12 protein-coding genes are annotated in these 13,209 nt (G+C 69.9%); 5 read left to right on the forward strand and 7 right to left on the reverse strand.

Annotated elements, in window-relative coordinates:
- The first annotated feature begins 14 nt into the window (after nt 1–14).
- On the forward strand, nt 15–419 hold the full coding sequence (locus SOM08_RS20440) for a hypothetical protein (protein ID WP_116960206.1): 405 nt from the start codon (nt 15–17) through the stop codon (nt 417–419).
- A gap of 25 nt (nt 420–444) precedes the next feature.
- On the opposite strand, the gene SOM08_RS20445 is transcribed toward SOM08_RS20440, so the two are convergent.
- The 3 genes from SOM08_RS20445 to SOM08_RS20455 all read right to left on the reverse strand — a co-directional run bounded on the left by SOM08_RS20445 (nt 445) and on the right by SOM08_RS20455 (nt 2,723).
- Complete coding sequence (locus SOM08_RS20445; protein ID WP_116960205.1) at nt 445–864, reverse strand: Zn-ribbon domain-containing OB-fold protein; 420 nt, start codon at nt 862–864, stop codon at nt 445–447.
- A gap of 1 nt (nt 865) precedes the next feature.
- Entirely contained in the window at nt 866–2,146 is a 1,281-nt protein-coding gene (locus SOM08_RS20450; protein WP_116960204.1) for a thiolase family protein, read from the reverse strand.
- 157 nt (nt 2,147–2,303) lie between these two features.
- A complete protein-coding gene (locus SOM08_RS20455) occupies nt 2,304–2,723 on the reverse strand; it encodes a helix-turn-helix domain-containing protein (protein WP_116960203.1) in 420 nt (139 codons plus the stop codon).
- 83 nt (nt 2,724–2,806) lie between these two features.
- Between SOM08_RS20455 and SOM08_RS20460 the strand changes: the two genes are divergently transcribed.
- The 3 genes from SOM08_RS20460 to SOM08_RS20470 all read left to right on the forward strand — a co-directional run bounded on the left by SOM08_RS20460 (nt 2,807) and on the right by SOM08_RS20470 (nt 4,203).
- Nucleotides 2,807–3,298, forward strand: coding sequence for a DUF2938 domain-containing protein (locus tag SOM08_RS20460; RefSeq protein ID WP_116960202.1), 492 nt, complete (start codon nt 2,807–2,809; stop codon nt 3,296–3,298).
- 79 nt (nt 3,299–3,377) lie between these two features.
- Complete coding sequence (locus tag SOM08_RS20465; RefSeq protein WP_116960201.1) at nt 3,378–3,947, forward strand: flavodoxin family protein; 570 nt, start codon at nt 3,378–3,380, stop codon at nt 3,945–3,947.
- Between the two features lie 25 nt (nt 3,948–3,972).
- On the forward strand, nt 3,973–4,203 hold the full coding sequence (locus tag SOM08_RS20470; RefSeq protein WP_116960200.1) for a DUF2798 domain-containing protein: 231 nt from the start codon (nt 3,973–3,975) through the stop codon (nt 4,201–4,203).
- A 118-nt stretch (nt 4,204–4,321) separates the two neighbouring features.
- Here the strand turns inward: SOM08_RS20470 and SOM08_RS20475 are convergent, their stop codons facing one another.
- Complete coding sequence (locus SOM08_RS20475) at nt 4,322–5,062, reverse strand: SDR family oxidoreductase (protein ID WP_322469623.1); 741 nt, start codon at nt 5,060–5,062, stop codon at nt 4,322–4,324.
- 52 nt (nt 5,063–5,114) lie between these two features.
- Complete coding sequence (locus SOM08_RS20480; protein ID WP_322469624.1) at nt 5,115–6,416, reverse strand: FAD-binding oxidoreductase; 1,302 nt, start codon at nt 6,414–6,416, stop codon at nt 5,115–5,117.
- A gap of 304 nt (nt 6,417–6,720) precedes the next feature.
- Here SOM08_RS20480 and SOM08_RS20485 point away from each other — a divergent pair, with 304 nt between their 5' ends.
- On the forward strand, nt 6,721–8,607 hold the full coding sequence (locus tag SOM08_RS20485; protein ID WP_322469625.1) for a hypothetical protein: 1,887 nt from the start codon (nt 6,721–6,723) through the stop codon (nt 8,605–8,607).
- 39 nt (nt 8,608–8,646) lie between these two features.
- On the opposite strand, the gene SOM08_RS20490 is transcribed toward SOM08_RS20485, so the two are convergent.
- Complete coding sequence (locus tag SOM08_RS20490; protein WP_322469626.1) at nt 8,647–10,056, reverse strand: efflux transporter outer membrane subunit; 1,410 nt, start codon at nt 10,054–10,056, stop codon at nt 8,647–8,649.
- Nucleotides 10,057–10,060: 4 nt separating this feature from the next.
- Nucleotides 10,061–13,204, reverse strand: coding sequence for an efflux RND transporter permease subunit (locus SOM08_RS20495; protein WP_322469627.1), 3,144 nt, complete (start codon nt 13,202–13,204; stop codon nt 10,061–10,063).
- Between the last annotated feature and the right edge of the window lie 5 nt (nt 13,205–13,209).

A 13,209-nucleotide genomic window follows, 5' to 3' on the forward strand; every position in this document is an offset into this window, starting at 1 on the left:
GGCACACTGTTCCCATGAACACGTCAATGCCATGGCATCTGACAGCGGCTCTTGCGCTGGCCCTGTCGCTCGCGGCCTGCGGGGACCGCGACGCCGCCGCCCCGACGGCCCCCGCGTCATCGGCGCCGGCCCCTCCTCCCGCCCCCAGCACCGACCAATGGATCGGTCAGTGGAACGGTCCGGAAGGGACCTTCGTCCGCATCACGGGCGGCAACGGCCACTACGACGTCACCGTACAGAACCTGGATGGGCCGCGGACCTTCGTCGGCATGGCGGTGGGTGATGCGATCGGGTTCGAACGCGATGGAAAGCAGGAGGTGCTGCGCGCCAGCAACGGCGAGCAGACGGGCATGAAGTGGCTGGCCGGCAAGAAGGACTGCCTGAAGGTCCGGACCGGCGAGGGCTACTGCCGGGACTGAGCGCCCCGGCGCAGCCACGCCCGACTCAGCCGGCGAGCCGAAACGCCAGCACCGGCAGGTCCTGCATCGTCAGCGTCTCGGCCTTCACCGGCACCGGGCCACGCTTGAACAGCGCGTGCAACTGGTCCGGCACCGCCTCGACGCCCAGCACGATCGCCTGGACGATGTTGCCTTCCTTCAGCCGGATGTGCCCGTAGACATACGGTGCGATCGCCTCGAAGCGCGGGTGGCAGGCCGGCGCGATGTTGTGCGTCGCGAAGAGCAGCGTGCCCTCGCCGCTGATCTCGGCGCCCTCGACCGACCAACTGCCGCAGTGCTCGCAGCACCCCGTGGGCGGGAACGTCAACCGGCCGCAGGCGCTGCACCGCATGGCGCGAAACGCACCTGCACTCAGCCCCTCGTAGTACCAGCGGATCGCGCTGGGGCGTGTGTCTTCGTTGCTCATGTCAGGTGGCTCCCAGAACAACCGCGGTGCTGATCATCGCGTAACCATGCGTGTGAATCATGGCGACCTCGGGCCGCTTCGGCATCTGGCGGCGGCCGGCCTGGCCGCGCATCTGCAGCGCGGCCTCGTAGATGTCGGAGCCCGCGCTCGCGCCCCAGGCATGCCCGAAGGCGTGCCGGCCGCCGTGCGTCGACATCGGCCGATCGCCGTCGAACCGGAGGCGACCGTCGCGCGCCGCCGTCAAGCCTTCGCCAGCTTTCAAGTAGCCGATCATCTCCGCCGTGCATAGCCCGGAAATGTGCGAACAGTCGTGCGTGTGCAGGTAGCCGATGTCGCCGGCCTTGATGCCCGCCATGTCCATCGCCGCCTGGCAGGCGCGCCGATCGAACTCCCACTGCGTGGGGTCCTCGCCATACCAGGGCAGGTCGCTGTAGCAGATGCCGAATCCCTTGAAGGCGATCGGCGCCGCCTTGGCACCGCGCAAGGCCCCGGGCCGGGCGATCACCAGCGCCGACGCGCCGTCGGCGGTCGTGACCAGACTCATCAGCCGCGACGGCCAGGCGACGAAGGGGTTGTGCTGGTCGGACCGCCAGAGATCGTAGGGATCGGAGAAGCCTTCGGACGCGGCCTTCGCTTCCAGGGTCTCCTGCACGTTCGCCTTCGGGTTCATCGAACCGTGCAGCCGCCGCGTGCGGCAGAGCTCGAACATGCCGCGGTCGTAATCCTCGATCGAGATGCCGTACTTGCGGCAGTAGCCGAGCGCGACCAGGCCGTTGTAGGTGGAAAAGATGTCGTAGCCCTGCGGCACGCCATAGGCCTGATTCACCGCCATGTCGGTCCAGAGCCAGGTCTGCTGGTGGCTGATCGGCTCGCGCTCGTAGGGGCTGTAGCCTTTTACCTTGGTGCGCGTCGTCTCGAGGCCGTAGACCAGGCAGACGTCATAGACCCCGGCCGCAACCGCCATCGCCGCCATTGCCGCGCCCACGCTGGTGGTGGAGCACTGCGCCTCGAAATGCACGCCGGCCTTGAACTGCGTTCCGGTCCATTTCGCGAGCTGGGTGTAGGTGCCCGGCACCTGCGAGCTGTGCACCATGGCGTTGCCGGCGAACACCGCGTCGACGTCCTGGCCGCTCAGCCCGGCGTCGTCGAGGGCCTCCTTCACCGCCGTGGCGGTCAGCTCCTGCAGGCTCAGGCCTTTGAGGCCCGGCGTGCTGAGCAAATCACCGAATCGCGAACACCCGACGCCGGCAATCGCCACCGGTTCGCGCAACAGGTTCCGCATACGCACCCCTTTCCAGGGCCTGTCGCACCGCCTCGACGGAGAGCGGCTGCCTTGACCCAGGGAGACGCAATCTAGACCGATGCCACCCGCCGATGTTGATGCGCATCAAGCTCGCGCACGCGCCGCCATCCCTGCCGGTTGATGCGGCCCATTCGTCCTAGCGCAGTGGCCGGTACCGCTGCCGGTTCTCCAGCGCGCCGACCGACGCGGCCTTGAGCAGGCGCTGGAACGACGGGCATTGCGCGTGGCTCGGCGCGGGGCAGGCCGCCGCGTGCCGCAGGCCCTCGACCATGGCCTTCAGGCGCTTGACCATGCGCTCGAGCTCGTCGGCCTTGGACGACAGCATCGCCCGATCGATGCGGGGCGCGCCACCCGGCGTGAACATCTCCCGGATCTCGTCCAGCGAGAACCCCGCCGCCTGACCCAGGGCGATGAGCGCCAGCTGGTCCAGCACCGCCGGCGAGAAGCGACGCCGCACCCCGGCGGACTCCAGGGAATGGATGAGCCCCTTGCGCTCGTAGTAGCGCAGCGCCGAGGCGGCCACGCCGGATTTCTTGGCGACTTCCGAGATGTCCATAAAAACCGCTTGACTTGAAGTTGACTTCAACTTCTATGCTTTCTCCATCGCATCAAAAAGTCAATCGATTCCTGGAGATTTCCATGCCTTCCCTGCCCCTCATCGCACACACCGTTCTCATCGGGATTGGCGCCACGGCCGTGATGGACGTCTGGCTGCTGGTCCTGGCGCGCCTGGGCGTGCCCACCGCGGGCTTCGCCATGGTCGGTCGCTGGGTGGGGCACTTCTCCCGGGGGCGCTTCGCCCACCCGGCCATCGCCAAAGCCCCTCCGCTGCCCTTCGAGCGTGGGCTGGGCTGGTTTACCCACTACCTCGTCGGCGTCGCTTACGCCGCGCTGCTCATCGCCACGCTGGGCCAGGGCTGGCTGGCGCGGCCGACGGTCCTGCCTGCCCTGGTGTTCGGACTCGCCACCGTGGCCGCCCCCTGGTTCGTGATGCAACCCGCCATGGGCGCCGGCTTCCTGGCCTTGAAGACGCCCACGCCACTGAAGAACTGCCTGCGCAACCTGGCCAATCACGCCGTGTTCGGTGCCGGCCTGTACCTGGCGGCCGCGGCCCTCGCGGCGCCCCTCTGACCCGCGCCTTCATCGATCGGGATTTCTCGACGAAGGCCCTCCACCACCCGAAGTCCCTCCACATCCCGGAGCCTCACCCATGAGCACACTCGCCATCGTCTACCACAGCGCCCACGGCCACACCGAACACATCGCCCGCCTGGTACGCATCGGCGCACAGGAGGTCGGCGGCGTCGACGCCCGCCTCGTCAAGGCCGAAGACATCGCACGCACGCCCGACGATCTGATCGGCTACGACGGTTTCATCTTCGGTTCGCCGACCTACCTGGGCGGCGTCTCCGGCCCGTTCAAGGGTTTCATGGATTCGACCGGTCGCCTCTGGCGCACACAGCAACTCAGGGGCAAGCTCGCCGCGGGCTTCACCGTGTCCTCGCTGCCGTCGGGTGACAAGCAGTCGACCCTGCTGTCGATGTTCGTCTTCAGCATGCAGCACGGCATGCTGTGGGTGGGCAACCCGATCCTGCCCGAGCAACACAGCGGCGTGCCCTACGACGAGGCCGCCAACCGGCTGGGCTCCTGGTCGGGGCTGATGGCCCAGGCCGGCCATTCGGCCCCGGCGGACGCCTTCGTGCCGGGCGACACCAAGACCGCGCGCCTGTTTGGCCGACACTTCGCCCTGAGCCTGAACCGCGTGGCGGTGCCGGCCTGACCACTACCCCCATGGAATGCCCTCGATGCTTCCCGCGAAATACGCCCCGGTTCTCTTCGGCCTCATCCTGTCGGGCCTCATGTCTCTGCTGGTGTCCGGCATCTCCACCTACCGAGCCGTCGGCTTCGTTCAGGGCTTCGCCGGTCTGTGGACCAGCGCCTGGCTGACGGCCTGGGTGGTGGCGTTTCCCGTGGTGCTGGTCGTGGCGCCGCTCGCGCGCCGCGCCGTGGCCTGGCTGGTCGGCAGCCGGCCCTGAGGCGCTGCGCGACCCAGGCCAACAGGCAGTGGTACAGCGAGCCCACGCCGGTGGTCGCGAAGCATGGCCGAAGACCGTAGAACGCGAACACCGCGAAGGCGAACACCGGCAGGACGGGTCAGAGCGACAGCCTTTTGAAGAGGCGCTCTGGGATCGACCGAATGACCAGCATCACGCCCCACCAGTACCACGGTGCGTAAACGACATCGCGTCGCTTGGCCACCCCGCGGAGAACGGCGCGGGCGATGGCGTCCGGGGGACTCCAGAGCGGCCCCTTCTTGTCAAAGGCGGCCGTCATCGGCGTGTCCACGAACCCGGGCTTGACCGTCAGCACCTGGACGCCAGACCGGTGCAATCGGTTGCGCACGCCTTGCATGAACGTCGCCACCGCGCTTTTCGCGGTGCCGTACACGTAGTTGGACTGCCGGCCGCGTTCGCCGGCCACCGAACCGAGAACGACGATCGAGCCGTGCCGCTGCGCTTCGAATCGGTTGGCCAGGTGCGTGAGCAGTGAAATGACACTGAGGGCGTTGGTGTTCAGTTCCTGGAGCGCGATCCGGACATCTTGCTCGCAGGCCTTCTGGTCCCCCAGCGTGCCGTGGGCGATGAGGGCCACATCGAGCCCCCCCAGCGCGCCGGCGGCGGCATCGATCACGTCGGCATGCCGCGCCAGGTCGTTCACGTCCAGGGCAGCGCAGGCGACGGAACGCGCGCCGCGGACCCTGAGATCGTCCGCGATCTCGTGCAGACGGTCCTTGTCGCGCCCGACCAGGTAGAGCGCATGCCCTTCGCACGCCCACAGGCGCGCGGTCGCCTTCGCGATGGCCGATGTCGCACCGATGATCAAAATCCTGGTCATGTTTGGGGGCTGGGGATGAACGTGAAGGGCGTTGCGGGGGCCGGGCGCTCGCTCAGGCCAGACCCAACCGGCGGGACTGGGTCGACATGAACTTGCCGTGGGCATGCCAGCGTGCGCGCACCTCTTCGAACGCCTGCCACCGTGGGTAGCCCGCCTTGAACGTGGCCGCGCTCATGCGAGCGTCCTTGGCGAGATAGAGTCGCCCCCCGTGCGCCGCGACGACGCCGTCCAACCGATCGAGCAGTTCGAATGCGGCCCCTTCCGCCTTGAAATCCACGGCCAGCGAGTACCCCGTCATGGGAAAGCTCAAGGGGTTGGCGTTCGCGTCGCCAAACAGTTTCAGGACGGCGAGAAAGGCACCCAGTTCGGACTGGCCAATGCGTTGGAGTATTTCCCGCAATCCGGTCGCGCCGGCTTCTTTGGGCAGAACCAACTGGTACTGAAGGAATCCCGACCGGCCATACCAGCCGCTCCACCCGGCCATCGCATCCAAAGGGGCAAAGAATGATTCGAACGGCTTTCGCTTCGTTTGGGCCTGCGCGCGCGCCCGCCGGTAATACGTGGCGTTGACCATCCTGGCCAACGGCCGGCGAAGCAGGCCCGAGGGCATTTCGATGGGCACGCCAGGGGCCTTGACCCGCCGTGCCACCAGCGGGCCATCAACGCACGGCTCGGCCGTGACCAGAATGGAGCGGCCCAGGCTGGCGCCGCGCGCCATGCAGTCGATCCAGGCAACCGAATAGGCGCTGGCGGCGTGCGCATCGAATGCCTCGAGAACAGCGTCGAGGCTGGGCGCCTTGATCCGCGTCTCCAGGATGTCGCTGGCGGCGATTCGCTTGAGCCGCAACACGGCGGACACGATGACGCCGGTCAGCCCCATCCCGCCACAGGTGGCGTGAAAAAGCTCGGCCTTGTCCGATGGGGAAGCCCCGACACACTCTCCATTGCCCAACAGAATCCGAATGGACGCCACATGCGCGCTGAACGTGCCATCGCGGTGGTGGTTCTTTCCATGAACGTCACTGGCGATGGCACCGCCCACGGTGATGAAGCGCGTGCCGGGCATGACCGGCAGGAACCAGCCACGGGGGACAAAGGTTCGCAGAATGTCGTCCAGCGAAGTACCCGCGGCGCACGACAGCAAACCCGTCTCCGGATCAAAGGCATGAAGCTGATCCAGCAGGCGCGTTGAAAGAACCTGTGGGCCCAGCGCGCTGTCGCCGTAGCTGCGGCCCAGTCCGCGAGCAATCAGTGGCGAGGTGCCAGACACCGCACGCAGGCAGTGCTGTCCCGACAAGGGCTCGACCACCTGGGCTTCCTGCCTCGGATAGCGGCCCCAGCCGTGCAACTCCATCAGCCCGCCTCGGCCGCCACGCGTTCGCCGCGCACCCGGACTTCGCGCCTGTCCGGCCGGCATGCCATGCCGCGGCCGAAGGCCCCGCCGGCGCCCTCATCCATACATTGCATGGATTGGCGCGCAAAGATGCCTGGGGAAATGCCTTGGCGCCCAATGCCTTGGAATGGCACTGCAACAGAGGGGCGGTACGGAGGCATGGTGGGCGATGCTACCATGGGTGTTGGCCGGACCATGTGCTGGCACGGCGAGCTCACACGGGCCTTTCCAACATTAGTCAGCACCCGCGCGGCACAAGCACGACATGAAGGCCCGACTATTCTCTTTTGCCGTGCCGGTCACTGGCGCGCTGTTCGTTCTGGCCTACCTGATCGACGTGGTCTACGCACCGTCCATGCGGGGGCTCGATCTGTCCTGGCACGCCATGCTGGCATACGCCCACGACAACCAGCTGCAACACGGAAGTCAGATCCTATTCAATTACGGACCTTTGTCCTTTATTGAATCGGCCATATACGTCGAGTCGTCCCATCCGGAAAAGCTGCTCTACCGGGCCGTCTACCTGCTGATCCTGGGCATCGGTTGTTTCTCGGTACTGCGCATCCGGAGTGTGTGGGCCCTGCTGGCCTGGTGCGGCCTGACCCTGCACCTGCTGATGTGGCGGGATGTGTACCTGCTCCTGCCGGCCTTGCTGCTGTGCCACCACGAGTGCCGCAGACAGCCAGGCCATGCGGCGCAACTCGCGCTGTCCATTCTGCTCGCCTTCGGCGCCGCGTTTGCCTGCCTGGTCAAGGCGAATGCCCTGTTCTTCACCGTGCCCGCCATTGCCTTGGCGAGCCTCTACCGCTTCAGCGTGCGGGACTACAGGCCCATCGTCCCCGTGTGTTTCGGCTTGTCCGTCGTCTTGCTGTTCTGGCTGTCGGGCCAGCAGGTCTCGGGCTTTGCCGACTTCGTGCGCGGGTATGTCGATGTCTCGCTGGCCTACAACGCGGACATGGGACTGCCCGCGCCGCTGGCGCTGCACGGCGCCTACATCGCTGGCGCGGCGGTCCTGGTCGCGACGACCCTGCGCATGACCCATGCCGCCAGCACCGTGCTCAGCCTCCTCACGCTGGGGTATCTGCTGGTCGCCTACAAGATGGGCTTTGTGCGGCACGGTGCCCACCCCGGCAACGCGTTTCTCGCGCTGGCCTTCGTGTGCCTGGTGCAACTCTGGAGCCCCAGCGTCGACCGCATGACCCGCAACCAGCGGCGCGTGATCGCCGCGGTGGCCGTTGCAGCGGCCGCGCTGGTCACCTACATCACGGCATCGCTGTACCAGGTGGGGTTCATCAAGGGGTATGCCCACACGGTGGAGGATCGCGTCCGCCGCGTGGTGGACCCCGGCTACGGAACCCTCCTGAACGCCGAGTTGGGTCGTCTCCAGGCGATGGCGGTCGCGCAGGCGCGCTCGGCCATTCCGTTTGCTGATATCGAAGGACCGATGGACGTCTTCCCCTTCGAGTTCAGTCTGGCCTACGCGTCCGGGCTGCCGATCGCCACGCGACCCGCCTTTCAGTCCTACTTCGCGACCAGCCGCTATATGTCCGAGCGCAACGCGGACTTCCTCGCCAGCCCGCAGGCGCCGCGGTCGGTGGTGTTCAGCGTCGAGCCCATCGATGGTCGCTACGCCGCGCAGGAGGATCCGCTCGCCCTGGCCGCCTACCGCCGGCAATACCGGCTGGACCGGCAGGCACCGAACGCCCTGCTGTTGACGCGCCGTGCGTCGCCGCTGACCCAGTCCGAGGTGTGCCGCACGGCCGACGTGGAATTCGATCAGCCCGTGCTGGTTCCCTGGGTGGGTCCGGATCAAGCGGTCTGGGCCGAGATCGAGGTCGCCAGCACCTGGCTCGGGCGGGTCCTGGGCGTGCTGACCGGCCCCCCCGCCCTTCGCATGACGATGGCCACCCCGACGGGGAGTGCCGACTTCCGTTACCTGCGCGAGGCGGGCCAGACCGGCTTCCTGCTGTCACCCGCGCTGGTCTCCACCGAAGCGGCGGCGCGCTTCTTCAATGCCGAGAGCCGCCCGGAAGACCGGGTCCTCGGCCTGTCGATCCAGGCGCCCAGCGGCCCCCTCCCCTGGTTTGCCCCGCAGCTGTCGGTCAGGCTGTGCGTGCTGTCCTGGGATTCGGCGCACCCAACGGGCCAATGACCGCTGGCCCGACGCGGCCATGCCGCACGGCAGGGGCACTCAAGGCGTCGGCTGCCAGCCGCCCCCCAGCGCCGCCACCAAGGCCATGCTCGCCGCCAGCCGCTGGGCCCGCACGTCCAGCGCGGCGCGACGCGCCGACAGCGCCAGGTTCTGCGCGGTGGCCACTTCCAGGAAACTGATTTCGCCCGCCTCGTAGCGGTAACCGACCACGCGCTCGTTCTCGCTGGCCAGTTCCACCAGGCGCGCCTGTTGGCGTTCCTGCTCGGCCAGGGTGGCGAGTTGCGCGAGCGCGTCCTCGGTTTCGCGCACCGCGGCGAGCACGCCCGCGCGCCAGGCCGCGGCCTGCTCGTCGTAGGCGGCGCCGAACAGGGCTTCGTTGGCGCGGCGCGCGCCGCCGTCGAACAAGGTGGCCGCGAGGCGCGGGCCCAGCGACCACACGCGCGACGGCGCGTCGAGCAGGCGCGCGAAGCCCGTCGACTGCCAGCCGGCACTGGCCGACAGCGTGAGGTCCGGCAGCCAGGCGGTTTGCGCGAGGCCCAGGCGCGCGTGCGCGGCGGCGAGTTGGCGCCCGGCGGCGGCCAGGTCCGGGCGGCGGCGCAGCAACTCGGCGGGCAGCGCGGCGGGCACGGGCGGCACCGCGGGCAAGGCGCCCTCACGCGCCGCCACGGGAAAGTCCGTGGGCGTGGCACCGGCCAGCAGCGCGAGCGCATTGGCCTCCAGCGCGCGCTGGCGCTGGAGGGTGAAGGCCTGGGTGCGCAGGGACTGCAGCTGCGTGTCGGCCTGGATGACGTCGGCACGCGCGACCAGGCCAGCCTCGTACTGCAGGCGCGTGATCTGCAGCGAGCGCGTGTAGGCGACCTCGGCCTCGGCCTGCAGCGCCAGCTGGGCGTCGAGCGCGCGCAGGCGAACGTAGCCTTGCGCGGCGGCCAGCTGCAGCGCCAGTCTCGCGGCGTCGAGCAGCGCGGCCTGCGCGTCGGCATCGGCCGCCGCGGCCTCGCGCGAGCGCGCGGCGCGGCCCCAGAGGTCGGGCGCCCAGGACAGGTCGAGACCGGCGTCGTAGAGCCGCCGCGCGCCGGTGCTGGCACCGCCGCCGCGGCGCGTGACCGACGCGCCCGCGCCGAGCTGCGGCAGCGCCAGCGCGCGCGCCGCGTCCACCTGCGCCCGGGCCTGGCGCCAGCGCGCCTCGGCCCGCGCGAGCTCGGGGTTGGATTCGGCCACGCGGCGCAACAGGGCGTCGAGTTCGGGGTCGCCATAGGCGCGCCACCACTCGGGGTCGATGGGCGCGGCCGGCGCGCTGCGGTCGGCGTTGGCGTGGTGGAAGCCGGGTGGCAATTCGATGCGCGGCGCGGGCGCCTCGCGCGTGCCGCTGGCGCACGCGGCCAGGAACAGCGGCAGGGCGGCGAGCGCGAGGCGAGGCGACATCGAGGCGAACAGAGACGAAGGTGGCATGGCGTCAGGCGGGCGTGGCGGCGGACGCGCCCGCGGGCAAGGGGCTCAGCCGCGCGCGCAGCCGTTCCAGCATCAGGTAGACCACCGGCGTGGTGTAGAGCGTGAGCAGCTGGCTCATGGCCAGGCCGCCGATGATGGCGATGCCCAGCGGGCGGCGCAGTTCCGAGCCTTCGCCCAGGCCCAGCACCAGCGGCACCGCGCCCAGCAGCGCGGCCAGATTGGTCATGAGAATGGGGCGCAGGCGGCGCAGCGCGGCCTCGTGGATGGCGTCGCGCGGCGCCAGGCCGCGCCGGCGCTGCGCGGCGAGGGCGAAGTCGATCATCAATATGGCGTTCTTCATCACCACGCCGATCAGCAGGAACAGGCCCAGCAACGCGATCAGGCTGAACTCGGTGTCCGAGATCCGCAGCGCCAGCAGCGCGCCCACGCCGGCCGAGGGCAGGGTGGACAGGATGGTCAGCGGGTGCAACAGGCTTTCGTAGAGCATGCCCAGCACCAGGTAGACGGTGACCAGCACGGCCAGGATCAGCCAGGGCTGGCGCTTGAGCGTGGCCTGCAGGCTGTTCGGGTCGCCCGCGCGCTCGCCGGTGGAGAGGCTGGTGGGCAACAGCAGGCCGTTGACGGCGCGCTCGATGGCCGCCTGCGCCTGCTGCAGGCTCACGCCCGGCGCCAGGCCGTAGCTGATGCCGGCGGAGGCGAACTGCGCGTCGTGCTGCACGCGGTCGCGCGTGAGGCCATAGCGCCAGGTGGCGATGGCGCTGAGCGGCACGCGCTGGCCCGCGCCGTTGAGCAGCTGCACCTCCTCCAGCGCGCTCGGCTCGCTGTTGCCGCGCGGGTCGGCCTCCATGACCACGCGGTACTGGTTCAGCGCGTCGTACAGCGTGGCCACCTGGCGCTGCGAGAAGGCGTTGTTGAGCGCGGTGGTCACCGTGTCCATGCCCACGCCCAGGCGGCGCGCGGCCTCGCGGTCCACCTGCAGCACCACCTGCTGCGCGTCCTCGCCGGCGCCGAAGTCCACGCCGGCCAGTTCGGGCAGCGCGCGCAGCGCCTCGCCCACCGGGCGCGTCCACTGGCGCAGGTCGGCCAGCGAGTCGGAGCGCATGACGAACAGGTACTCGCCGTCGCCGCCGCCGCTGGCCAGCCGGATGTCCTGGTCGACCGACACGAACAGGATGCCGCCGGCAATGGGCGGGGCGGCGGCGCGCAGGCGCGCGACCACGGCCGAGGCCGGCTCGCCGCGCTCGGCCAGGGGCTTGAGGCGGATGCGGAACCAGGAGTTGCTGGTGCCGGTGCGCCCGCCACTGACCCCGGTCACGTCGGCCACGGCCGGGTCGGCCACCAGCAGGCGGCGGTAGGCCTCCACCTTGGGTTGCATGCCCTGGAAGGAGAAGCCATCGTCGCCGCGCACGAAGCCGCTGAGCTGGCCGGTGTCCTGCTGCGGCAGCATGCCCTTGGGGATGGCCACGTAGAGCCAGACGTTGAGCGCCACCGTGCCCACGAGCAGCAGCAGGGTGAGCCAGTGGTGGCGCAGCGCGAAGGCCAGGCTGCGCGCGTAGCCGGCCTGCACGTCGGCCAGCGCGGTGGCGATGAGGCGCGCCAGCGGGCCCGGCGCGCGCGTGCGCGGGCCGGCCGGCAGGCCATGCGCACACAGCGCCGGCGTGAGCGTGACCGACACGGCCAGCGAGATCAGCATGGCCGCCACCAGGGTGAGGGAGAACTCGCGGAACAGGCGCTCCACCACGCCGCCCATGAACAGGGTGGAGACGAAGACCACGATCAGCGCGCCGTTCATGGCGAGCAGGGTGAAGCCGACCTCGCCCGCGCCGGTGAAGGCGGCGCGCCAGACGGTGCGCCGGCCGATCTCGCGCTGGCCGGCGGCGGCCTGGGCGGCGCGCGCGCGCTCGAGGTGCCGCTGGATGTTCTCCAGCACCACGATGGCGTCGTCCACCACCAGGCCGGCGGCCACGATCAAGGCCATCACCGACAGGTTGTTGAGCGAAAAGCCCAGCCACCACATGGCCGCCAGCGCGCCGACCAGCGACACCGGCAGGGCCAGCGCGGGGATGAGCGCCGTGCGCAGGCTGCCGAGGAAGGCCCAGACCACGGCCATCACCAGCAGGCAGCTCAGGACGAGGGTGAAGCGGCCCTCGCGCAGCGTGGCGCGGATGCCGGGCGAGCGGTCCATCACCACGCTGAGCTGCGTGTCGGCCGGCAGCAGGGCGCGCAGCTGCGGCAGCTGCGCGTGGATGGCGTCGACGGTCTGCACGATGTTGGCGCCCGGCCGCCGGCTCACCAGCAGCACCACGGCGGGGCGGTTGTTGTGGTAGCCGGCGGTGTAGCGGTTCTCCACCGAGTCGCTGACCTCGGCCACGTCGGACAGGCGCACCAGCGCGCCGCCTTCGTTGCGCACCACCAGCGTCGAAAAATCGGCCGCCGTGCGCAGCGGCGCCGGCAGCGCGATCTGCCAGCGCGAGGCGTCGCGCTCCACCGCGCCGACGGGCCGCCAGGCGTTGGCGTCGGCGATCGCGCGGCGCACGTCGTCCAGCGACAGGCCGCGGTGCGCCAGCGCCTGGGGCTGCACCTGCACGCGCACCGCCGGCAGCGAGGAACCGTCCACCGTGACCTCGCCCACGCCGGCCACCTGCGCAAGCTTCTGCGCGAGCACGGTGGACGCGTTGTCGTACAGCGCCGACGGGGGCAGCCGCGGCGAGGACAGGGCCAGCGCCATGATGGGCGCCTGCGAGGGATTGACCTTCACGAAGCTGGGATTGCCCACCATGCCGGAAGGCAATTGCCCGCGCACCGCGTTGATGGCGGCCTGCACCTCGCGCGCCGCGTCGTCGATGTCGCGGTTCAGGTCGAACTGCAGCGTCACGCCGGTGCTGCCCTGGTTGCTGCTGGAGCGGATGCTGGTGACGCCGGCGATGCTGCCCAGCGCACGCTCCAGCGGCGCGGCCACGGTGGACGCCATGCTCTCGGGGCTGGCGCCGGGCAGGCTGGCGCGCACCTGGATGACGGGGAAGTCCACACGCGGCAGCGGCGCCACCGGCAGCAGCCGCAGGGCCAGCAGGCCAGTGAGCACGATGGCGGCGGCCAGCATCGCGCTGCCCATGGGGCGGCGGATGAAGAAGCGGGCCAGCGCGTGCATGGCGG

Source organism: Hydrogenophaga sp. SNF1, from assembly GCF_034421675.1.
Classification (GTDB): Bacteria; Pseudomonadota; Gammaproteobacteria; order Burkholderiales; family Burkholderiaceae_C; genus Hydrogenophaga; species Hydrogenophaga borbori.

What these genes read in the sequence shown, in the direction of transcription:
- SOM08_RS20470 (WP_116960200.1), top strand. Translation starts at nt 3,973, where the DNA reads ATGCTTCCCGCGAAATACGCCCCGGTTCTCTTCGGCCTCATCCTGTCG.
- SOM08_RS20455 (WP_116960203.1), bottom strand. Translation starts at nt 2,723, where the DNA reads ATGGACATCTCGGAAGTCGCCAAGAAATCCGGCGTGGCCGCCTCGGCG.
- SOM08_RS20495 (WP_322469627.1), bottom strand. Translation starts at nt 13,204, where the DNA reads ATGCACGCGCTGGCCCGCTTCTTCATCCGCCGCCCCATGGGCAGCGCG.
- SOM08_RS20440 (WP_116960206.1), top strand. Translation starts at nt 15, where the DNA reads ATGAACACGTCAATGCCATGGCATCTGACAGCGGCTCTTGCGCTGGCC.
- SOM08_RS20485 (WP_322469625.1), top strand. Translation starts at nt 6,721, where the DNA reads ATGAAGGCCCGACTATTCTCTTTTGCCGTGCCGGTCACTGGCGCGCTG.
- SOM08_RS20445 (WP_116960205.1), bottom strand. Translation starts at nt 864, where the DNA reads ATGAGCAACGAAGACACACGCCCCAGCGCGATCCGCTGGTACTACGAG.
- SOM08_RS20450 (WP_116960204.1), bottom strand. Translation starts at nt 2,146, where the DNA reads ATGCGGAACCTGTTGCGCGAACCGGTGGCGATTGCCGGCGTCGGGTGT.
- SOM08_RS20490 (WP_322469626.1), bottom strand. Translation starts at nt 10,056, where the DNA reads ATGCCACCTTCGTCTCTGTTCGCCTCGATGTCGCCTCGCCTCGCGCTC.
- SOM08_RS20460 (WP_116960202.1), top strand. Translation starts at nt 2,807, where the DNA reads ATGCCTTCCCTGCCCCTCATCGCACACACCGTTCTCATCGGGATTGGC.
- SOM08_RS20480 (WP_322469624.1), bottom strand. Translation starts at nt 6,416, where the DNA reads ATGGAGTTGCACGGCTGGGGCCGCTATCCGAGGCAGGAAGCCCAGGTG.
- SOM08_RS20475 (WP_322469623.1), bottom strand. Translation starts at nt 5,062, where the DNA reads ATGACCAGGATTTTGATCATCGGTGCGACATCGGCCATCGCGAAGGCG.
- SOM08_RS20465 (WP_116960201.1), top strand. Translation starts at nt 3,378, where the DNA reads ATGAGCACACTCGCCATCGTCTACCACAGCGCCCACGGCCACACCGAA.